Below are 19,089 nucleotides of genomic sequence, written 5' to 3' on the forward strand. Positions count from 1 at the left end.
TGGCCAAGGATTGGGAGAAAACGATCGCCTCCGCCGAGGCCTGGATCACAATCGCCCACATCCGCATGCTCACGCGGCGGCTTGCAAAATACAGATATTGCTGAGGTCTTTTTGAGTCAGCCTCTCATCGCCAACTCCGCGATCCAGGCGCTTTCAGGTGCGATACTGCTCGTGGTAGCCGTCTGGGAGTATGTCGCGCTGAAGCACTTGCGGCGCAGCGCCGCCTGATTGCCACGGCTTCCGTTTCTGCTGAAAACTGGGACGGTAATCTCGCAAGTAGTCTATGGCCTCCCATCGACGGCGGCGTCGCTGTACGACCATGTCGTTCCCTCGGCGAGCTTTCGCTTGGTCCGATGTGATGGCGCTGCTCAGGACAAATGATGGGAGAGCGGAGGGCGTTATGACTCAGCATTCATCTGCAAGATCCGTTGCTCGCCAATTCCGCAGTGGCTCCGGGGGGGGGGGGGCGAAACGACGACGCGGTCACTGCTTCTAGGAACGACTACGATGTAGTGGCGTTCCGCCGGTCATAGCTCATGACCCCTGTCCAAAACCGGTGGGATTCCCAGCTATCCTTGAAATCGCCTGCACAAAGTAATACCTGCCGTGTATCTGGCATTACCGAGGAACGCAGATGACAACGACAGTTACAGCTAGGAGGTTGGACTGGAGATGACGCCAATTCCTCGAGCCGCGCTTTTCCTCGCAGGAAAGGTGTTCACGCAATATCGGCGGGCAGGAGGATCAAGGACTGGCGTCCTACCCGACTTTTTCATTGGCGCGCATGCTGCAGTTAGCCAGCTTCCGCTTCTGACCCGCAATATCGGACGGTATCGCACCTACTTTCCGACGCTGTCGCTGATCACGCCACACCCATAGCGTCTCTGAATCGGTGTGCCCGTTCCGCACGCCTTAGACAATCAGCCGCGCCGCTCGTCCGTTCTTCCGTTCCGCGGTGTGTATTAACTCGCCGCCTGGCTCACCGACTTATGCAGTGACTGCTGCATCGCTTCGGGCAGGGGAATGCCGCGATTTGCCGCCTCGGTTAGATACCCTGATCTCAACTTCGTATCGGCAGTCCAAGCGCGAAATTCGACTTCGGCAAAAGCAGCGGCTCGGTGAATATCGCGTTGTTCCGCTTCAGTTAACAGTGGGTTTCTTCGCGACGATCGCCTCGAGCAGCTTGCGTAACTCCGTCGACATCCGTCGCGAAAAGGCCGTACCGACTTCGCCGACATAGACGAGCTCACCCCCTTGCGTGCTGCCATCCTGGTTCGGTTCAAAGGGGATCGCGCCCATTCGACCCCAAAAAAAGAGAAGCATTTGCAGCGAGCAGCGCCGAAAGCCGGTCTGCGACCGTGCGCACGGCTTCCCGGCCGCGTTCGTCGTCATGCAGGACCATCCAGAGATCATGGCCGAGCTCATCGATCACCCGCCCCGCCCGGACGAAGCCCGGATCGCTATCACCGATGAAACATGGCATCACGCTGATGCCCGCTCCCGCCTTCACTAGATCGAACATCATCCGCGGTGAGTTTACCCAGTTCGTGATGTGTCGGCCCGGCTGTTCGAATGCCCACCGCTTCCACGGCTGGTTGGCGACGTCCGTACCCAGCGAAACCCAGTTGCAATGGCGCCGGTGGTCAAAACCTTGGGCGCAGTAGGGCGCATAGGCGACGGCGACGGAACGCCGGACCGCGACATTGCCCAACTGCGGCCGCTCCGCGGCGAGTCCAATGTCCACGTCGCGGTGTGTCAGGTCGATCGCGGCCTCAGTTGTCTTGAAACAAACGCGAAAAGTATCGTGCGGTGTCCAAAGGTGCCGAAGGCTTGTTGCCGTGAAGCACGACATCGTGTTGTCGGAAATAAGCCGTACGATCGGCATCGAATGCACCGTCTCTTGCCAATCGACGATGTCCTGCGCTGCCTCCTGCATCGCCCTCACGCGGTCCAGCAATATCTGCCCGTCCGGTGCGAGCTCGTATCCCGTCCGCGCCCTGACGAACAGCGCTCGTCCCGTGGCACGCTCCAGCGCCAGCATCCGTCGCCCAATGGTCGGCGCGCTGATCCCCGTCTTCTCAGCGGCACCCGCAAGCCCACCTTGCTCGGCGACGTGCAAAAAGAGACGAAGATCTTCCCAGTTTTCGACTTTCATCCGGTTCGTCTTTCATCCATGAAAGATGGCTTTCGTTCGTGCCTCTACAGTTGCATGGCCTCTCGAACCATCTTCCGGGTAACGCCAGATGCCCGGAGAAACGAGATGCTACTTGAATGGACGATCCTATATAGGGAGCTGGTAAGCCAACAGCGCAAAAAACGCTGCGACGCGTTCGCCGATCCACTCGACGGCGCCGAATGGGAAGGATTCGGCTGGCTCGTGAAATGGATCGCGAGGTCTGCGGCGCGCGGTTCGCAAGCCGGTGACCACGGAGGGAAGGGCACGCTCGATGAGACGTGCCGTGCGCAACCGTCCGCGGCGCCCTTGGGCTTGCCTGCGCCTAGCCCGCACGGCTCTCGCTGCGCACTGGAGTGAGCCCGTCCTCCTGCCGCGCTCTTACTCGATCGATGCGAACAAGCATCCAAGCAGCAAAAGTTTCCCCGGATCATCTGACATTGGGGACGCTGCAATTATCGCTGCTGTCAGAAGGGTGAGCGCAAGCAATGGCCGCGATCCACACGATTACTTCGGCGCGTTTGAAAGGATGCACAGCTTCTCCTCCCACCGGAAAACGTTGATCTTCACGATCCGGCATATTCCTCGTCTCGAGGAGCTGGAGTCGATGTTCCTGGGGCGCTGAAGGAAATTAGGCGCGTGTTGCGAAAGGACGGGACGCTCTTCATTTCGATCGTTCACCCGCTGGCGGATTTGGAGCTCCTCGCCGTGTCCGGGCCTGGTGCGCCGTCGGAAACTCCCGCGACGTACTTCGATCGGCGCCGTTTCGAGACAAAGGTGGAGAGTAGGGGCTGACAATGCATTTCGCCGGCTGGGCACAGCCGCTCGAAGGCTATGTTAGCGCTCTGGAATCCAGCGGCTTTGCAATCACGTCGCTTCGCGAGCCCACTGCGGACCTAAGACAAGGGCGGGGTCATTTGATACGTTGGAGCAGGTTTCCCTTGTTTCTATGGTTAAAGCTCGACCGCGCCCTAGCCAGGGCGGGAACTCGTTCGCCCTAGAATCGGTGCGAACGCCGCGCGGTCGCATGCAGCAGCGTGATGTTGATGCCCGCCAGCAGGATGAGGCCGAGCTTCCACGGCAGGTAAGGTTCGCGGCATACGCGCGCGCGTTCACGGCGAACATCAGCGGCCCCGCTCCGATTGCGAAGCAGAGGCCGATGGCAGCAATGGGCAGGACGAGGTTGGCGAGGCCGGCGACGGGTAGCTTTTGCAGCGACGCCCAGGAGACGGAGGTCGAGCACCGCTATGCCGCCGAACAGAAGCGCGATCCCTAGCACATGGATGAGGTTGATGATGGGAAAAGGCCATACTCCGGAGCGCATCCACGCGCTGGAAGATAGGCTCTCCAGATAGACGAATACGGCCTCCACGATGGGCGTCCTCAGTGAGCCGCTCGGGTCTTCGGGGGGTGCTCGAGCGTGCGGATTACCTCAGCGACAAAGCTGCGGCGCCCCCGCTCCGGCCTGTCGAGATGAACATAGTGCGTCGCCTCGGGTATTGTGACCATGCGAACGCTTGCCGCCTTTCTCAAATCCTGCGCCAGCGTGGTCACGTCCTCGGGCCGGCTCCAGAAATCATTGGCCGATCGGATGACCAGCACATGCGCGGCGATCGGACCGGCATCCCATAGCTTGTGCCCCGAAGCGAGTTCGAAGGAATCTGCCATCGCTCCCGAAGGCGCTCGGAATGAAGGCGGGTTGCGACTGCGCGAGGACGGATCAGAGGCAAGCGCCGCGGCTTGATAGGCCTCCGCCACCTTCGGGTCGCGCCAGGCAACCTTGTCCTCGATCGGAATCGAGCGGTCCCACGATGGCAGGAGGGAGGCAGCAGTGTTCAACCGATAAGCCCCAAAGCGCTGGATGTTGAACTGGTCGGGGTTGCTTGGGTCCGCCATATCCGAACCAGGTCCCAGGGTCTTGTGACCGGCGTGCACGCCGTAGAGGCTATTATATAGCACGAGATGGCTCACCTCGCTGGGTTTCTGGCTAGCATACATGCCCGCCCAGTGGCCGCCGGTGGCCCAGCCCAGCAGGGCAACTTGCGAGACGCCTGTCCTTGCCTGAACGGCATCGACCACGGCGCCGACGTCACGAACAACCATGTCGGAGCGGACGAGGGGCTGGCCATCCTGGCTGCCGTCCTGCCCGTGCCGACTTGAGCCACCGTAACCGCGCGCATCCATGATGAAGACCCGGTGTCCCGCACGAACCAGGTCCACCGCGAGAGAGCCGCCTTCAACCGGAAGATCAAAGGTGGCAACGCCCGGGACGCGCGCGCCGTGAAGAAGCACGATGGGAGGCTTTCCGGACGGACCCTCGGTATCACTCACCTCCCGGACCGCAAGCTTAACGCCCGGGTCGCTGATGACAGTGAAGTCTCGGCGGGCGATTTCCGCTTGAGCGGCGCCACCCAGAAGAGTGGCCCCAATGAGGACCGGTCCGGTCAGACGTGGAATCATGGACTGCGAACGCATAAGAAACTCCCGCTTTGCTATTCTCGCCTCTTGACTTGGCACCTGCGTTCGATGTCTTCCAATATCAATTGCCGCTTTATTGAGATGATTGCGATATGAGCGTTGATCTGCACCACTTGCGCCACTTCGTGGCAGTCGCCGAGGAACTGCATTTCGGGAGGGCGGCCGCCCGTCTCCACATGGCCCAGCCGCCGCTCTCGCAGTCGATCAGGCGCCTTGAGGAAGCGCTCGGCTTTCCGCTCTTCGTGCGCACACAACGCCGCGTCGAGCTGACCCCTGCAGGCCAAGTGTTTCTAACGGAGGCTCGACGCACGCTGCAGCAAATGGACGAAGGCGTGCGGATGGCGCGACGCGCCGCATCGGAGGATCTGGCCGAGATTTCGATTACCTTCACGAGCGCCGCGCTCTACCGTGTATTGCCCGCTGCGCTCCGCGCCTACCGCGAACGTTTTCCGATGGTTGACGTTCGGCTGGATGAACGGTCGACCGACGCGCAACTCGCAGGATTGCAGGACGGCTCGATCGACGTGGGTTTCGTCACGCCACCGTTGAAGGGAATGTCGGGACTAGAGGTCGAGATGATCGATCGCGACCGTTTCTGCCTCGCAGTTCCGGCATCGAGTTCGCTTTGCAACCAGAGCCCGATCGGCTTGGCCGAACTCTCGGACGAGTCGTTCGTGCTCTTTCCATATGCGCAAGGACCTTCGCTCCACGGTCGGCTGATGAGCGCCTGCCGGCAGGCCGGCTTCGTGCCTCGCGTGCGTCAGGAGGCGCGGCAGATGCACACGATCCTGAGCTTGGTAGCGGCCGGTATGGGCGTAGCTTTCGTGCCCGAGGGAGCGCGTTCGATGCGGGTGGACGGTGTCGCAATGGTTCCGCTGGTGGGGATGCCCGACGACCTCACCTGGGATCTCGCGATGGTATGGAAGCCACGCAGCGCCCGTCGGTCGATCATCGAGTTTCTGCGGACGGTCAGATCCCTATCGCCGTGCGAGTGACCTCTTCGTCGCGCGGCGGGTTCGCCGGCGAGGGGACGGAAGGACGTATTCAAGTCGCTCCTTCCACTTAGACCCCTTCAGCACTTACCCCGGCAGCACGCTGGCGGAGATCAGCGCCGAAGCGTATAAGCCGATGCCGAATGAAATGTGAGCGATAAGGCTCCGCAAACGCGAGACGTTGGGTCGTGGTGTTCTCCTCGCCGCGATCCCCGCACCCATCCCAGGCTGCAGGAGCAGGAACGGCGCGGCGATCGTTGCAACGCCGACAAGCAGCGCCGGACCTGGCGTGGGATCGTGGGCCCACTCTATGCCCCACACCGCCAGCAGAACCGCGGCAAAGACTACCCCGGCCGCATAGTGGGCGAACCAGCCGAGCGCCGCTTCTTCTCGGATTGGCCGCGCAGCGGTAATGTTGTCATGGGTGAACCGGCCCAGGCGGAGATGGCCCATCCAGCGACCAAGAAGTGCGTAGTTCAGCGGCGGCACTCCGAAAAGGTGCTTCTGCACTGCAGCCCACATATCCATGAGAAGAGTGGCTCCGCCTCCGATCAGAAGCGCGGTCAGGGCAAAGGTCAGCACGACGCTCATCGTCTTTCTCCTGTGGCTTGTCGCTGGGGAGGGTGTCCGGCCCCAATGTTGGGGGGCATTGCCGTGTCTATGTCGCCAGATCGCGACCAACAGGGCCGCCACGGCGGCCACGCCCTGGGCTCCAGCCGCCGTTGCGAACGCTCTGGCATAGCTGTCGGTGGTGTCGGCGCCGGTCGCTGCCACCGCCATCAGGAGCGCAAATCCCACCGTCGGACCGACTTCCATTGCGGTGTTCATCACGCCGCCCGCAAGGCACATTTGCCCTTGCGAGACATTGTCCGCAGCCAACACGGCGGCGCCCGAGAAGACGAGGGCGATGCCGCACGAGAAGACGAGGGCGATGCCGCACGAGAACCGTGAGATACGCGATCCATGGCAATAGACCGGCGCTGGCCGCGAGCCCGAGGACGGATACGGCGACCGGAAGGACGAGAGCCCAAGGCCAATTGACGAAGCTCGCCACCATACCGGACAAGATGATACCCAGCGCCGTGACGATTCATCGGCATAGCCAGTGGTCCGGTCGTCGCACTCGGCATAGGAGTGAAGAAGTTCTTCTATGATGTCTGGGGCGATGCGGTGAATGTGGCATCGCGGATGGAAACAACAGGCGTGCCCGGCCGCATTCAAGTTTCTCCTGAGATCTATGCGCAGTTGATCGATCAATTCGAGTTCGAATGTCGGGGACTGTCAATGTGAAGGGCAAAGGCAGATTAACGACATGGCTCCTGGCCCGCCCAAAGACCGGGTGTTCAAACGGTTAGCTGATTTTGCGAGAGAGATTCGCCTTCTGTTAACGCGCCCCCTGGGGCGCGAAGTAGAGAAATGTTCCTGTTTGTGCTTTTAAGATCGGATAATGTATCGAGTTGAATGGCATCGTGAGTGAGCCGCTTGAGATAGTATAAGCCCCACAATAGCCGCGGCAACCAACGCCGCTCTCGGCCACCACGCGGTGAGCGGTTGCCGCTCGACTGCTCGGCGTCAGCGGACATTGTTATGACTGTTCATTCCGTTCCCCCAGGGGGAACAGCTAGAACCTTGTTTCAGCTTTACTGGCCGGACCGAATGGTCGATCTGCAGAAAGCTCGCACTAGCTCGTTTCACGGATCATTGAAACCGTAAGTGGCGGTAGGCGCGACAGCTGCAGATCAATCCATTTGGATGTTGGCGTCGCGGACGACAGGGGTCCATTTGGCAAGCTCGGCTTTGACGTGGGCGGCGAGCTCCTCGGGCGTCGAACCCACGATCTTGGCGCTGAATTCCTCCATGCGTTTCTGCACCGCCGGATCGGCCATGGCCTTCTTCGCAGCTTCGTTGAGGCGGGCGATCACCGGTTGTGGCGTGTTGGCTGGAGCGAAGAGCGCGTTCCAGGTGTAGGTCTCGTAACCGGGAATGCCCGACTCTGCGATGGTCGGAATGTCGGGGAAGGACGATGCGCGTTCTGCCGTCGTGACAGCAAGCGCGCGGAGGGTGCCAGCTTTGATATGACCGGATGAAGAGGGGAGATTGTCGAACATGATTGGCACCTGATTGCCGATCACGTCGTTCAGTGCCGGGCCGGAGCCCTTGTAGGGAATATGCTGCATCTCGACGCCGGCCATCTTTTTGAAGAGCTCGCCGGAGAGATGAAGCGGTGTTCCGTTGCCGGAGGAGGCGTAGGCGTACGTCTCGGGGTCAGCTTTCAAGAGTGCCAGCAATTCCTGAACCGTCTTGGCCGGCAGTTCCGGATTGACCACCAGGACGTTCGGAACCACGACCAGAAGCGAGATCGGTGCGAAATCCTTTTCGGGATCGTAGGGTTTGGTTTTCAGGATGAGCGGGTTCAGCGCATGGGTCGCTACTGTCGCCATCAGGATCGTATAGCCGTCGGGATCGGCGCGGGCAACGTTTGCGGCGCCGAGATTACCGCCAGCGCCAGCAACGTTCTGGACGATCACCTGCTGGCCGAGATCGTCGGACATTTTCTGGGCGATGATCCGCGCAACCACGTCGGTCGAACCTCCGGCAGCAAAGGGAACGACGAGCGTTACCGTCCGATCCGGAAACTCTTGCGCTTGCGCCGCCGAGCCAAGCGCGAGCGCCGAACAGAAAGCAAACCCGGCCGCCATAGCGGCGCGACGGGTCAAGCTTAAAAATGCCATGCGGAAATCCTCCCGATCTTATGGACGATGGATGCAGGCTGAGGCCGGCTGTCCTAACAATACGGCGGAGTTCCGGTGACGCAATGGCCGTCGATACGATTGTCTGTGAATGGCGCAAATATCGCATCCTCACTGTTCTCCGGCCACGACAAACGGCCGGCATAGGCACTCGGTACTCGTGCGGGGGGCAGGCCAGGTGCTTTGCGCCACGCCGCGAGTGCCGCCATTACAGGAAAGGCCGCACCAGCGGCCATGCAACCAATGCGTAGGCGACAACGCTGAGGATGGTCCCTATGAGTCGGCCGACGAGTTCGTATGGATCTCGCTGATGGGCGGTCATCTGGTTCTCCAATAAAACAGTGGTTATCTGCCGTGGTAGCATGCAACCGCTTGCCGGTCACTAATTTGTCACTGCTTCCAGAACACTGGTGTCAGGATGACAAGCACGGTCAGCACCTCAAGTCGGCCCATCATCATCATGAGTGAAAGCAGATAGAGTTCCGGATCTTCCAGCGTCGAGAAGTTTCCGGCTGGGCCAACGATGCTGCCGAGCCCGGGACCGACATTGGAAAGGCAGGTGATGACCGAGGACACGGCGGTGAGAAAGTCGTAGCCCAAGGCAGCCATCGCAAGGCTGCCGAAAATCCAGAGGAGGATATAGGTGACAAAAAACAGGAGGATCGCCCGCAAGGTGTCCAGATCAAGGGAATTTCGGCCGTAGCGGACAGGGTAAACTGCCGCCGGATAAATGAGTTTGCGCAAGCCAGAGTGGATGGCGCTGAAGAGAACGATAAAGCGGTAGGCCTTGATGCCGCCGGCGGTGGATCCGGAACACCCGCCCATGAAGGTCGCGATGAATGCGGCCATCACGACGAATGGTCCCCAAAGCTGGTAGTCCTCGCTCATGTAACCCGCAGTCGAGAGAATCGAGCTGAAGTTGAAGAATGAGTGGGCCAATGCGATGTGAAACTCGACGCCATTCGTCAAACGGTGATAAATCGCCACCGAAAGAGCGAAGACCGTCAGATAGGCGAGAAAAACGAAGATCTGAGGATCACGCAAGGCGTCGAGCCGACCGCGTGCAACGAACACGATGAGGATCGAAAAGGGCAGGCTGCACAAGGTCATGAAGAACGTTGCCGTCCACAGGAGCGGAATGCTGCCGAAATAGGCGAATGATGCATCGTGAGTCGAAAAACCGCCGGTGGCAACCGTCGACATGGCGTGATTGATCGCATCGAACCGGTTCATCCCGGTCAGGTTGTAGCCGATTGCACAAAGGAGCGTAATGCCAACGTAGACGGTGAAAAACGCCCGGCTGAAGGTGGCGAGGCGGGCAAATGGCTTTTCGTTTGTGTCGGAGGATTCCATCTTGAAGAAGGACATTCCCCCGACCCGCAGGTACGGGATGATGAACAATCCCAGGACGACAATTCCGACGCCTCCAAGCCAGCAGATGAGCGATCGCCAGATCAGGATGCCGGGCGGGGCATCGTCCAGTCCGACAATCACCGTCGATCCGGTCGTGGTAATCGCTGACACGGACTCGAAAAGCGCCTGCGCGAAGTCGAGATCGAGTGAGGACAGCCACAGCGGCAAGGCACCGATCAACGCGAAAGCCGACCATAGAACGTTGACGAGGAGAAAGCCGAATTTCTTCGAGAACGGAGGCGGCCCAGCACGGGTTGCCATGAAAGTCGCAGCAGAAAGGCCGCTGGTAACGAAAGCACCGGCCGCGAAGACCTGCCAATCCGGATGGCCATAATAGAGGTCTAGCATCGCTGGAATCAGCATCGCGGCCGAAAGGTAGAGGCCGAGAATTGCGGCAATGTGGATGGCGTGCCGGATCAGGGAAGCGTTCAATCTCGTGGCCTCCCGTAGTTGGCGATGGTGATCAGTTGGCTACGATCCAGAGTTCGGCCAATGGATAGCCAAAGTCAAATGGGAGCGCCGATTTGAAATCAACATTTACACAGAACTTATCGAGCCTCAGCCAGTATGTGGGCAGGGCCAGTTCCTATGATACCGATAGACATAGATTACTCCTTGCTGTGGCTGCGTAGAACAGGTGATGAAGCTGCCATCGCCACGATGTCAGCGCCGAGGGTCTCCATCGGTTATCCCAAGCCAACCCTCGTGCGTTTCTTATTCACGTGCTGAGCGCCCTATATTTCGCTGATTCTCATCCTTACGGGGGTTCCATGGCTCAAAACCACCGCACTGGCTCAGGAAAGAAAATACGGATCAGACGAAGGCGAGCTTTCCTGAACTCTTTTTCGATCTCGTTTTTGTTTTGCCCTGATTCAGCTTTCCGAGAGCCTTTCGGAAGATTTCGGCCTTGGCATCGCCGCTGAAGCAGTGCTCTTCATCTTCGCAGGCGGCGCCGTTGGAAGCTGGCGCCTGCAGGGTTTGCAGTAAATGAAGAAACCCGCATGCGCGACAATCTCGCGATCCGGCTGACGGATTGCCGTATCAGAGCGCGCGATGCTGTCCGGTCTTATCGGCTGCATGGTGATGTGGTGCGCGTCTTCCATGACGTCGGCATTGTCATCCTTGAGCCCCTGCGGATCGCGTCCTGCCTGTTCGGACATCTGGACGGGATGAACGACACCGGTACGCTCTGCGAAGTGGCGCCTGAGCTACCGACCGAGGATCGTGCCTTTGTCACTGCCATTGGCCGGTTGGTGGACCAGCTGCGCACGCTATGGGGCACTCGGGGGAAATGGGAAAGCTACAATGCGCTGGCCGATGTCGGGGCGGTAGGCTTCCGGCTTTTCGAGGAATTCGGCCTGCATGCGCGGCCGCAACCGGACGGGCGAGCCTACATCAATGTCCCCTTTACAGCAGACACTATACCGGCAGGGTCTGCGCAGGTTGATCTGCTGCGCGCACTGATGGGTGGCTATAGGAGCTGATGGATATCTGTGAGTCCCAAGACTGCAATCTGATATATATAATTCTATATATGTCAGCATTTTTGATACGGTTTTGTATATCGAAATTGCGTCGCTCTGAGAATCCTCTTATATATTATCCTGTATGTTTCGCATCGTGCGATACAGGATAATGATATGGCATATAAAACGGAGCATATAAGGCAGCAGCTGCGCGCTGCGCGCGAAGCGCAGAAAATGAGCCAGCGCGAGCTGAGCGCACGATCGGGCCTGACGCAAAGCCATATTTCTCAGATAGAACGGGGCACCATGGAGCCCGGACTTGGCAGCCTAGTGGATGTGGCGCGCGCGCTCGACCTCGAGATCGTCCTTGTCCCGAAAAAACTGATGCCGGCAATGCGCAATATCCTCGATAGTGCATCGGCATCGAGTGATGTCGTGACATCCGACCAGCGCAAACTGGTGGGGCGCCTTGAGCGGTGGTTTGCGCAGCACCGGGGCGGGTTCGGTAGTGCTTCCGAGGCAGATACATTCAAAGATAGCCTCGCGCTCTTACGGCATCTTCCTCTGTCGGCCGAGGAGATGGACACATTCAACGAGGCGACTGCACGCCTCGACCGGTGGCAGGCTGATCCTCCGTCCCGTCAGGAGCTGAGCAGGATCGCACATGTCGTAAGACACCTACGCAATGGCGCGGTGCACCGCGAGCGTGACGACGCGGTCCCTCGCTCGGCCTATGCGCTGGATGAGGACGACGATCATGCCTAAGGTCAGGGTACTCGATGTCAGGCTGTATGGGGAACCGGTTGCGACCCTGATGAATCTGCAGGACGGGCGCACCATCTTCGCGTTCAACGATGCTTATATCGAAGACGAAAAGCGGCCGACGCTTAGCCTGTCCCTGAAAGACCCGTTCGGGGCGCTCATCACGAAGTTCAGGCCGTACAACATGGTAGTCCCGCCCTTCTTCTCGAACCTACTGCCGGAAGGACCGCTGCGCAAATACCTCGCTGATCGTGCGGGTGTGAAGCCGTCGCGGGAATTCATCCTGCTCTGGATGCTCGGCCGCGACCTGCCTGGGGCTGTGACGGTGCATCCCTCCGAAGCGGATGACGCGCCTCTGGATGACGGGCAGGCTATCGTCGAAGCGCGGCCGAACGCGCTGCGCTTTTCGCTGGCGGGTGTGCAGCTGAAGTTCTCGGCCTTTAAGAACGACAAAAAGGGCGGCGGCTTGACCATTCCGGCCGAGGGCACAGGTGGCTCGTGGATCGTGAAGCTGCCGTCTCAGCAATATAGCGGCGTGCCCGAGAATGAGTTCGCGATGATGACCATCGCCCGCATGATGGGTATGGACGTGCCTGAGCTCCAGCTGGTTGATCTCGACGCTGTAAGCGGTCTTCCGCAGGGGGTGGGTGAACTGCACGGGCAGGCGCTGGCGATCAAGCGTTTTGACCGCACGCCGGAGGGAGCGGTGCATATCGAGGACTTTGCGCAAGTCTTCGGCGTCTTTCCCGACCACAAATACGATAAGGGCAATTACCGGGTGATCGGCCGCGTGCTGGGGATCGAAACCAGCACGGCCGACGTGGCGGAGTTCATCCGGCGTCTAGTCTTCAGCACGCTAATCGGCAATGGCGACATGCACCTGAAGAACTGGTCGCTCATCTATCCTGATCGCCGCACCCCTGCGCTCTCGCCAGCGTATGACTTGTTGTCGACTATCCCTTACATCGAGGGGGAAGATACGGCGGCGCTCAATTTCTCCCGCACAAAAAAGATGGCAGCGCTGTCGAAGGACGAGCTGGCGCATCTGGCTGCGAAAGCGGAGCTTTCCGAAAAGCTGGTGATCGACACGGCGCGCGAGACGGTTGAACGTTTTAGGGCGGCATGGGATGCGGAAAAGAAAAACCTGCCGATGGCCGCCAAGGTCGCCGACACGATCGATACGCACGCACCGACGGTCGAGCTGTATCGTGAGTTCGCGAAGTAGTGCCTTGCCGCTTGGCATCAACTTACGAGCCTTGCTGTATATTCAAGGCTTTAGCCCATCCAAACAGGATGACCGTTGGTTCGAATCCCCTCACGTCAGGATTTTTGTCAACGGTCCATTCAGGTGTCATCGAGTTCTTCTTTGTAGCCGGATCCACGGTCTGAGCCCATAGCAACTGCCGGCCCGTCCTCGGTCCTATACAACTCACATCAGGTCGCCGTTCTCAGCGACTGCACTATTCTCCCGCTTTCGGGGCCCGGGCTCAGGAGAACGGGGCCAAACTCAAGATCGGCGGCGCCAACGCGGCGTATTGCCTTCTGACTGCTGCGACCTCGCGCATCAGGACTAAATGCACGTTCTATCGACACCGCACCTGGACGCAGCTCAAAATCCAACCTCGATCCGAAGCGCTTCATCATCCGCACGGTCCCCGCGCTTTTGGCAAAGACGATCGCTTGGGAGGATTACTGCGATGGGCGGCGTCCGCTTGAGCAGGCGATCAAGCGGCTCGGCAAGCAGAAGTCGGCCGCATGACATTTGAACGGCGGCGTGTTGGGACCACATAAGAAGAATGAAAAAGCAGACGATACCGATTGAGCAACTCGCACGCCTCCGGCGTATACGGGGCCTGGCCCGGCTTATGGACACGGCGCTCCGAATTCCCGGCACCCGCGTCTCGCTCGGCGCGGACTCCGTGCTCGGCTTGATCCCCGGCATCGGCGATTTCGGCGCTGCGGCGGTCAGCCTCTTCATCGTCAACGAGGCGCGCCGTCTCGGCGTGCCGAACGACAAGCTTCTCAAGATGCTGGTCAATGTAGGATTCGACACGGTCGCGGGAAGCGTCCCGGTGGTCGGCGACGTCTTCGACGTCTATTTCAAGTCCAACCGCCGCAATCTCCAACTCGTGCTCGACCACTTCGGACTCGATCACGCTGATCTTGATCGATCGCGATGATCAACGGCCGCCGGCCGGAACGGCCATATCGAACACCGCGGCATTGTCCTGAACTTCGCGCAGGCCGTCGCAGGAGGCGTGGCGCTTCTCCACGCAGCAAAAGCCTTTTTCTTCGTTCTATGCAGATCGATGCGGACCAAAGCTGGAGCTGCTCAGCGCATGGAGGCGAGCGAAACCATTAGCAAGTCGGCAGATGATGTTGGCCGTAGCTACTGGGCTTCGGACCGTTACTGTTGTTCTGGCAACTCGTCTGGACGGATCACGGGCGTTCTTCCGACGTCAGGAGCAGGCTCGACCATTTCGGTGTCGCCGACTGTTGGAGGCTTCAGAACTCCGTCGCAATCATCAAGTTTTTCTGTGAGCGTCCCCCGATTGGCGCCCGCACCCGGAGCGACGCGGCAACGCTCATTCTGCGCGCCAGTTCCGGGGTCATTGGAGAGTGCTGACGTTGTGAACAGGGCGGCGATTGCAAGCAATGGGGCGGCGACGAAATCTCTGGTCAGTTTGTACCTCATAGGACTCGTCCTTCAGTTTAGGCGCCGCGGAGTTGCAGCCCTTCCGTGGCGATAGGAAGTTGGGATCTCTAGAAAACCCGAGCTCGCGAGCAATAGTTCCGGTGAGTAGCTGCCAAGCGAACGCCAGTCACAGACAGCCCGTAATGGGTGGAGCGGCCTATCGGAGGAACCATTCGGCGATCGCCATTCGCGACGCGTTGCTGACGCCTTCGCTTAAGGTGGGCCTTCGCACCCTGGCCATCGTGCCAAATCACCATGATCAAGCCGCCGCTCCAGCCCCGGAAGACGAAGAGAGGGCCGCTTATCGGATCGCGCTTCAAGGTCTCCTGTACCATTAGGACAGGCGTATAGCCCGTCGCCAACCAGACCCCACACCGCTCGGGACCGGGATCATCGCCGCTCCAGCACATCAGAAACCCGGCCGAGCGCTTCGGGGTCGACGTCACTCTCGACCCGCAGGCGACGGCCTCGGCCAAGCTCGATCGTGACGATACTTGCCCTTTTGCGCGGCTGGGAGACCGGCGGCTCCGCTGGCGACGACGGCGGCGGCTCGACGATCTCTACCGGAATGAGCTGCGGGACGGACGGCGCGGATATCTGACAGAGTTCCTTGCGCCAGCGAAAAAGCTGGCTCACATGGATACCGGCCGTTCGCGCGATCTCGGAAACGCGCGCCTCCGGCATGAATGTCGCGGCGACGCGCCGTTCCTTCTCCTCGCGAGACCAGCGCCGACGCCGCTCGACCGACGTGATCACCTCAATCTGATGCTTCGTCATAGGACTACTCTTAAATGGGGTATTCAGCTTGCGCTGCATCTGTGGTGGGTGAAGAGAGGTGCTGCGCTTCGAGCTGATGATAAAACGTGGTCTGCGAGACCTTCCTGCACCGCGATCTTGACGCCGTCTACAACGCCATCGAACTGCCGTGGAGCAACGGCCAGGCGGAGGGCCAAATCAACCGCCTGAAGACAATCAAGCGTGCGATGTATGGCAGAGCTGGCCCGGAGCTGCTCAGGGCACGCATGCTGCCGCTCGACCAAAATCGCCACCACACAAAGTGAGGAAGACCCTAATTAAAGGCCAAGCGACACCTTGATCCGCCTCGCCGATGATTGCGGAACCCGAGAGGACGCCGGCTGGGCAGCGTCTCCGCGGAACTTTTGCGCTCGTTTTAAATTGAGCCAATGCTCGTTCCGAAAGGCCCATCATGAACGTAAGCGACGAAAGAACCGTCTCGCTGTGGGCGACGGTCAAAGCTGCGCCTGACGCGGTTCCACTCATGGAAAACGATCAGGCCGACGTCATCGTCATCGGCGCCGGAATTGCCGGTTTGTCGGTAGCCTACGAGTTCGCCGTGTGTGGGCAGAAAGTCGCTGTTATCGATCGCGGCGAAATCGGCAGCGGGATGACCGCGCGGACAACCGCCCACCTTTCATCGATATGCGATGACTATTTCTCCCAGCTGATCGAGCTGCGGGGGCGCGAGCTGGCCCGGCATTTTTATCAAAGTCAGTCAGCCGCAATTGACCGTATCGAAGCGATCCAAAAGAGCGAGGGCATAGCCTGCGACTTCAGACGTGTCGACGGCTTTTTATTTCCGTCATCCGGAGCGGAGGATGCCAGTCTCGAGCGCGAGCTCGCCGCAGCACTCCAAATCGGGGTCGCGGTAGAAAAAATCGTTGGTTTGCCGTTTGTTGAGTTTTCAGCGGCGCCAGCCCTCCGCTATGGCCGTCAGGCGACGTTCCACCCGCTCAAGTATCTACGTGGGCTGGCTACCAGCATTTGCGCGCGTGGCGGCAGGTTATGCTGTGATACAGTTGTCGAAAAGGTCGAGGAAGCCGAAGACGGCGCCCGCGTGTCAACGAGCTCTGGGCTCAGCCTCACCGGAAGATGGGCCGTTGTCGCAACTAATTCGCCGATCAATGACCGTGTCGCCATCCACACCAAACAAGCGCCATATCGGACCTACGCGATGTCGTTCGAAATCGACCCTGGAGCCGTTCCGGATGGGCTCTACTGGGACATGGAAGATCCGTATCACTATGTCCGCCTGCAACCCGGTGAGGGCGCGAGCGACTTTCTCCTGGTAGGCGGCGAGGACCACAAAACGGGTGCGGTTGACGATGCTGAACGGCGGTTCGCCGCTTTGACGGCCTGGATCAAGCGCCTGGTGCCCAATCTCGGCGCTGAAACCCATCGCTGGTCCGGCCAAGTAATGGAAGCCATCGACTACACTGGTTTCATTGGCCGCAATCCGGGGAACGAGCGTGTGTTTGTGATCACCGGCGACTCCGGCGAAGGCATGACGCATGGAGTTGTCGCTTCGCTATTGATCCGGGACCTGATCCTTAAAGGCAGCAGTCCGTGGCGGGACCTTTACGAGCCGTCTCGCAAAACCACGGGAGCGATTGTGGACTATCTCGTGGAGAACGCGACGGCGGTTAAGAATTTCGCAGAGTATGTTGCGCCTGGCGAGGTCGACTCCGTCGATAAGCTCCAGCCAGGACAGGGTGCCATCGTCCGCGAGGGCTTGACCAAGGTTGCCGCCTTCCGCGCCGAGGACGGGACGTTATACAAACGATCCGCGTCCTGCACGCATATTGGCTGCCACGTGCATTGGAATTCCCTTGAACGTTGCTGGGACTGTCCTTGCCACGGCTCGCATTTCGCGGTCGACGGCACGGCCCTGAATGGGCCCGCCGTCTCGCCTTTGGCTGACCTCTGATAGCTACGAGCATTGAAGTCTTGGCCGCAAATTCTACAGGTGAGTAGTTCATCTTGTGACGCCAAGTCGCCCATTTCACAACCTCGATATTTAATCTCTGAATTGCTGTCCGCGACAGTCGCCGGTTATCGTCCCACAAGTCAGTTCGAGCGCCGCTAATGTCCGTGGCGAGTGGTAGGAACCCTCATCCTCTCAATCGATAGGGCAGGGCAGGCGTTGGCACATTCGATGCCGTTCGGGGCCGTCCACCCCAACAGAAGCGGTGCGATCAGAGCTTTAAATGGTCGTTTAGTGCCTCGGCGTTAGGGGTTGACTCTCCCTGATGTTGCGCACTGAGCCAGGCTCGGGAACCTTATCGCCGGGGCGCAAACTAATGCGAATGTTTGCTGCCCGTGTTGTCCTCACGCGCTCAGTCTTGTCGTTGAAGTGATCTCGGAGCCGGGTGGCCCCGCCAGATCTTACGCGCAGGCGGCTGGAGATATCGCTCGGTTGATCGCCATTGAAGAATTTAGGCATACGAGTATTATGGTACACCGTAATATCACTAGCATCGGCAGACGAACCGATATTAAGGTAAGAGGATGAACGCTGATTCGCGGGAGACCGACATCCGAGTAGAGCGTCCGGCCAAGACATTGAGGGAATTAGCACTCGAAAAGGTCCGGGATGCGATTGTAGACGGCTATTTCAAACCTGGCGAACGTCTCGTCGAGCGTGATCTCTGCGGTCAATTGGGCGTGAGCCGCACGGTCGTCCGTGAGGTGCTACGTCATCTCGAATCCGAGGGGCTCGTGGCGAGCTTACCGAACAAGGGACCGATCGTCGCGCTCCTCGACTTGGATGAGGCAAAGCAGATTTATGAAATCCGTGGTGCCCTCGAAGGAATGGCTGCGCGGCTGTGCGCGGAACGACGCGACCCGGCCATCGCGGAGGCTCTTGAAGCGTCGTTGAAGGGCATCCGCGAGAGCTATGCCGCCAAGGACATGCATGGCGTTCTCAACCAGACGTCCGCTTTCTATCAAACATTGTTCACCCGGGTTGATCGGCACGTCGCCTGGGGCGTCGTGAATCTTCTGACCGTCCGGATCAACCATCTGCGCTCCATGACGATCAAGACCAAGAATCGCGACGTCGAAGGACCTGCGCAAATGGAAAAAATCGTGAACGCGATCAGAAGGGGCGACGGCGAAGCGGCCTGCAGAGCCGCCCTTGACCATGTCGCCCGCGCCGCTGCCATCGCGGAAACGCTCATCGCCGCTCAGCAGACGGGCGAGTGAATAGTTACGGTGGAAGGCAGAATGGCCCTGCCTTCCCTGAGACGATGCTGTCGACCTGGCCCAGCCCCGGTTATCCAGGAGTTGGTCACCGATCGCTTCTCCAAAGGCGACGGCATTGTAACTGAGCCCGCGGCACCTCCTTTTCCTGAAATAGCGCCCCACACACATCGGACGCCTGTGCAGCGGCCGCCGGCGACCAGTTTGGCGTTCGCCCTGGGTCCATCTGACAGGCTTCGCGCACCCGCGCCGCGACAGGAGGCTGGCTTCTCTCCCGCCAGTCGCCGACGCAAGGCGATTTTCTTCAATGCCCATCCGTTGCTCCCGACGCTTCTGGTTCGGATTCCAGGGGCGCTTGACA

Annotated in this window: 17 protein-coding genes and 6 pseudogenes; 13 read left to right on the forward strand and 10 right to left on the reverse strand. The window is 59.7% G+C overall.

Annotated elements, in window-relative coordinates:
- Together ACFHWW_RS32370 and ACFHWW_RS32375 are read left to right on the forward strand one after the other, a co-directional pair.
- Positions 1 to 104 (forward strand): annotated as a pseudogene (locus ACFHWW_RS32370) (IS5/IS1182 family transposase); the annotation flags it as partial.
- Positions 105 to 657: 553 nt separating this feature from the next.
- Positions 658 to 879: pseudogene (locus ACFHWW_RS32375) on the forward strand (type II toxin-antitoxin system VapC family toxin); the annotation flags it as partial.
- A 33-nt stretch (positions 880 to 912) separates the two neighbouring features.
- Here the strand turns inward: ACFHWW_RS32375 and ACFHWW_RS32380 are convergent.
- The 4 genes and pseudogenes from ACFHWW_RS32380 to ACFHWW_RS32395 all read right to left on the reverse strand — a co-directional run.
- Positions 913 to 1,064, reverse strand: a pseudogene (locus ACFHWW_RS32380) (integrase); the annotation flags it as partial.
- Positions 1,065 to 1,279: 215 nt separating this feature from the next.
- Positions 1,280 to 2,155, reverse strand: coding sequence for a LysR family transcriptional regulator (locus ACFHWW_RS32385; protein WP_379943370.1), 876 nt, complete (start codon positions 2,153 to 2,155; stop codon positions 1,280 to 1,282).
- A 1,015-nt stretch (positions 2,156 to 3,170) separates the two neighbouring features.
- A complete protein-coding gene (locus ACFHWW_RS32390) occupies positions 3,171 to 3,545 on the reverse strand; it encodes a hypothetical protein (protein ID WP_379943372.1) in 375 nt (124 codons plus the stop codon).
- A gap of 11 nt (positions 3,546 to 3,556) precedes the next feature.
- Positions 3,557 to 4,648 (reverse strand): alpha/beta fold hydrolase, encoded by a 1,092-nt coding sequence (locus ACFHWW_RS32395; RefSeq protein ID WP_379943374.1) that lies wholly within the window; start codon positions 4,646 to 4,648, stop codon positions 3,557 to 3,559.
- A 95-nt stretch (positions 4,649 to 4,743) separates the two neighbouring features.
- On the opposite strand from ACFHWW_RS32395, the gene ACFHWW_RS32400 reads away from it, so the two are divergent.
- Positions 4,744 to 5,646: a LysR family transcriptional regulator gene (locus ACFHWW_RS32400; RefSeq protein WP_379943376.1), complete on the forward strand. Its 903-nt coding sequence runs from the start codon at positions 4,744 to 4,746 to the stop codon at positions 5,644 to 5,646.
- An 84-nt stretch (positions 5,647 to 5,730) separates the two neighbouring features.
- Here the strand turns inward: ACFHWW_RS32400 and ACFHWW_RS32405 are convergent, their stop codons facing one another.
- Positions 5,731 to 6,471, reverse strand: coding sequence for a DUF2938 domain-containing protein (locus ACFHWW_RS32405; protein WP_379943378.1), 741 nt, complete (start codon positions 6,469 to 6,471; stop codon positions 5,731 to 5,733).
- A gap of 306 nt (positions 6,472 to 6,777) precedes the next feature.
- Here ACFHWW_RS32405 and ACFHWW_RS32410 point away from each other — a divergent pair, with 306 nt between their 5' ends.
- Positions 6,778 to 6,933 carry an adenylate/guanylate cyclase domain-containing protein gene (locus ACFHWW_RS32410; RefSeq protein ID WP_379943380.1) on the forward strand — a complete coding sequence of 52 codons (156 nt, stop codon included), beginning with the start codon at positions 6,778 to 6,780 and terminating at the stop codon, positions 6,931 to 6,933.
- A gap of 449 nt (positions 6,934 to 7,382) precedes the next feature.
- Here the strand turns inward: ACFHWW_RS32410 and ACFHWW_RS32415 are convergent, their stop codons facing one another.
- Both ACFHWW_RS32415 and ACFHWW_RS32420 read right to left on the reverse strand, forming a co-directional pair.
- Complete coding sequence (locus ACFHWW_RS32415) at positions 7,383 to 8,375, reverse strand: Bug family tripartite tricarboxylate transporter substrate binding protein (protein WP_379943382.1); 993 nt, start codon at positions 8,373 to 8,375, stop codon at positions 7,383 to 7,385.
- Positions 8,376 to 8,783: 408 nt separating this feature from the next.
- Entirely contained in the window at positions 8,784 to 10,238 is a 1,455-nt protein-coding gene (locus ACFHWW_RS32420) for a TrkH family potassium uptake protein (protein WP_379943384.1), read from the reverse strand.
- Between the two features lie 338 nt (positions 10,239 to 10,576).
- Here ACFHWW_RS32420 and ACFHWW_RS32425 point away from each other — a divergent pair.
- The 6 genes and pseudogenes from ACFHWW_RS32425 to ACFHWW_RS32450 form a co-directional block, all read left to right on the forward strand.
- Positions 10,577 to 10,751, forward strand: a pseudogene (locus tag ACFHWW_RS32425) (low temperature requirement protein A); the annotation flags it as partial.
- A 56-nt stretch (positions 10,752 to 10,807) separates the two neighbouring features.
- Complete coding sequence (locus ACFHWW_RS32430; protein WP_379943386.1) at positions 10,808 to 11,290, forward strand: hypothetical protein; 483 nt, start codon at positions 10,808 to 10,810, stop codon at positions 11,288 to 11,290.
- Between the two features lie 156 nt (positions 11,291 to 11,446).
- Positions 11,447 to 12,037, forward strand: coding sequence for a helix-turn-helix domain-containing protein (locus tag ACFHWW_RS32435; protein WP_379943388.1), 591 nt, complete (start codon positions 11,447 to 11,449; stop codon positions 12,035 to 12,037).
- Positions 12,030 to 13,259 carry a type II toxin-antitoxin system HipA family toxin gene (locus ACFHWW_RS32440; protein WP_379943390.1) on the forward strand — a complete coding sequence of 410 codons (1,230 nt, stop codon included), beginning with the start codon at positions 12,030 to 12,032 and terminating at the stop codon, positions 13,257 to 13,259. The genes ACFHWW_RS32435 and ACFHWW_RS32440 overlap by 8 nt, the downstream gene beginning before the upstream one ends.
- Positions 13,260 to 13,630: 371 nt before the next feature.
- A pseudogene (locus ACFHWW_RS32445) lies at positions 13,631 to 13,793 on the forward strand (ATP-dependent DNA ligase); the annotation flags it as partial.
- Between the two features lie 37 nt (positions 13,794 to 13,830).
- Positions 13,831 to 14,214 (forward strand): DUF4112 domain-containing protein, encoded by a 384-nt coding sequence (locus tag ACFHWW_RS32450; protein WP_122102871.1) that lies wholly within the window; start codon positions 13,831 to 13,833, stop codon positions 14,212 to 14,214.
- A 227-nt stretch (positions 14,215 to 14,441) separates the two neighbouring features.
- Here the strand turns inward: ACFHWW_RS32450 and ACFHWW_RS32455 are convergent, their stop codons facing one another.
- From ACFHWW_RS32455 to tnpA, 3 genes are all read right to left on the reverse strand, one after another.
- Positions 14,442 to 14,729, reverse strand: a complete 288-nt coding sequence (locus tag ACFHWW_RS32455) for a hypothetical protein (RefSeq protein ID WP_338283403.1) — start codon at positions 14,727 to 14,729, stop codon at positions 14,442 to 14,444.
- 68 nt (positions 14,730 to 14,797) lie between these two features.
- Positions 14,798 to 15,139, reverse strand: a complete 342-nt coding sequence (gene tnpB / locus ACFHWW_RS32460) for an IS66 family insertion sequence element accessory protein TnpB (RefSeq protein ID WP_379943393.1) — start codon at positions 15,137 to 15,139, stop codon at positions 14,798 to 14,800.
- Positions 15,120 to 15,506, reverse strand: a complete 387-nt coding sequence (tnpA, locus tag ACFHWW_RS32465; protein ID WP_338283404.1) for an IS66-like element accessory protein TnpA — start codon at positions 15,504 to 15,506, stop codon at positions 15,120 to 15,122. The genes tnpB and tnpA overlap by 20 nt, the downstream gene beginning before the upstream one ends.
- Positions 15,507 to 15,610: 104 nt before the next feature.
- Here tnpA and ACFHWW_RS32470 point away from each other — a divergent pair.
- From ACFHWW_RS32470 to ACFHWW_RS32480, 3 genes and pseudogenes are all read left to right on the forward strand, one after another.
- Positions 15,611 to 15,790: pseudogene (locus ACFHWW_RS32470) on the forward strand (ISL3 family transposase); the annotation flags it as partial.
- Positions 15,791 to 15,936: 146 nt separating this feature from the next.
- Entirely contained in the window at positions 15,937 to 17,454 is a 1,518-nt protein-coding gene (locus tag ACFHWW_RS32475; protein ID WP_379943395.1) for an FAD-dependent oxidoreductase, read from the forward strand.
- A 581-nt stretch (positions 17,455 to 18,035) separates the two neighbouring features.
- On the forward strand, positions 18,036 to 18,731 hold the full coding sequence (locus ACFHWW_RS32480) for a GntR family transcriptional regulator (RefSeq protein WP_379943397.1): 696 nt from the start codon (positions 18,036 to 18,038) through the stop codon (positions 18,729 to 18,731).
- Positions 18,732 to 19,089 lie beyond the last annotated feature (358 nt).

The organism is Sinorhizobium sp. P24N7, from assembly GCF_042436655.1.
Taxonomy (GTDB): Bacteria; Pseudomonadota; Alphaproteobacteria; order Rhizobiales; family Rhizobiaceae; genus Sinorhizobium; species Sinorhizobium meliloti_A.

Coding starts and splice junctions, on each gene's coding strand:
- ACFHWW_RS32415 (WP_379943382.1), bottom strand. CDS start 8,375: ATGGCATTTTTAAGCTTGACCCGTCGCGCCGCTATGGCGGCCGGGTTT.
- ACFHWW_RS32405 (WP_379943378.1), bottom strand. CDS start 6,471: ATGAACACCGCAATGGAAGTCGGTCCGACGGTGGGATTTGCGCTCCTG.
- tnpA (WP_338283404.1), bottom strand. CDS start 15,506: ATGACGAAGCATCAGATTGAGGTGATCACGTCGGTCGAGCGGCGTCGG.
- ACFHWW_RS32395 (WP_379943374.1), bottom strand. CDS start 4,648: ATGCGTTCGCAGTCCATGATTCCACGTCTGACCGGACCGGTCCTCATT.
- ACFHWW_RS32400 (WP_379943376.1), top strand. CDS start 4,744: ATGAGCGTTGATCTGCACCACTTGCGCCACTTCGTGGCAGTCGCCGAG.
- ACFHWW_RS32385 (WP_379943370.1), bottom strand. CDS start 2,155: ATGAAAGTCGAAAACTGGGAAGATCTTCGTCTCTTTTTGCACGTCGCC.
- ACFHWW_RS32475 (WP_379943395.1), top strand. CDS start 15,937: ATGAACGTAAGCGACGAAAGAACCGTCTCGCTGTGGGCGACGGTCAAA.
- ACFHWW_RS32430 (WP_379943386.1), top strand. CDS start 10,808: ATGCGCGACAATCTCGCGATCCGGCTGACGGATTGCCGTATCAGAGCG.
- ACFHWW_RS32455 (WP_338283403.1), bottom strand. CDS start 14,729: ATGAGGTACAAACTGACCAGAGATTTCGTCGCCGCCCCATTGCTTGCA.
- tnpB (WP_379943393.1), bottom strand. CDS start 15,139: ATGTGCTGGAGCGGCGATGATCCCGGTCCCGAGCGGTGTGGGGTCTGG.
- ACFHWW_RS32435 (WP_379943388.1), top strand. CDS start 11,447: ATGGCATATAAAACGGAGCATATAAGGCAGCAGCTGCGCGCTGCGCGC.
- ACFHWW_RS32450 (WP_122102871.1), top strand. CDS start 13,831: ATGAAAAAGCAGACGATACCGATTGAGCAACTCGCACGCCTCCGGCGT.
- ACFHWW_RS32480 (WP_379943397.1), top strand. CDS start 18,036: ATGAACGCTGATTCGCGGGAGACCGACATCCGAGTAGAGCGTCCGGCC.
- ACFHWW_RS32440 (WP_379943390.1), top strand. CDS start 12,030: ATGCCTAAGGTCAGGGTACTCGATGTCAGGCTGTATGGGGAACCGGTT.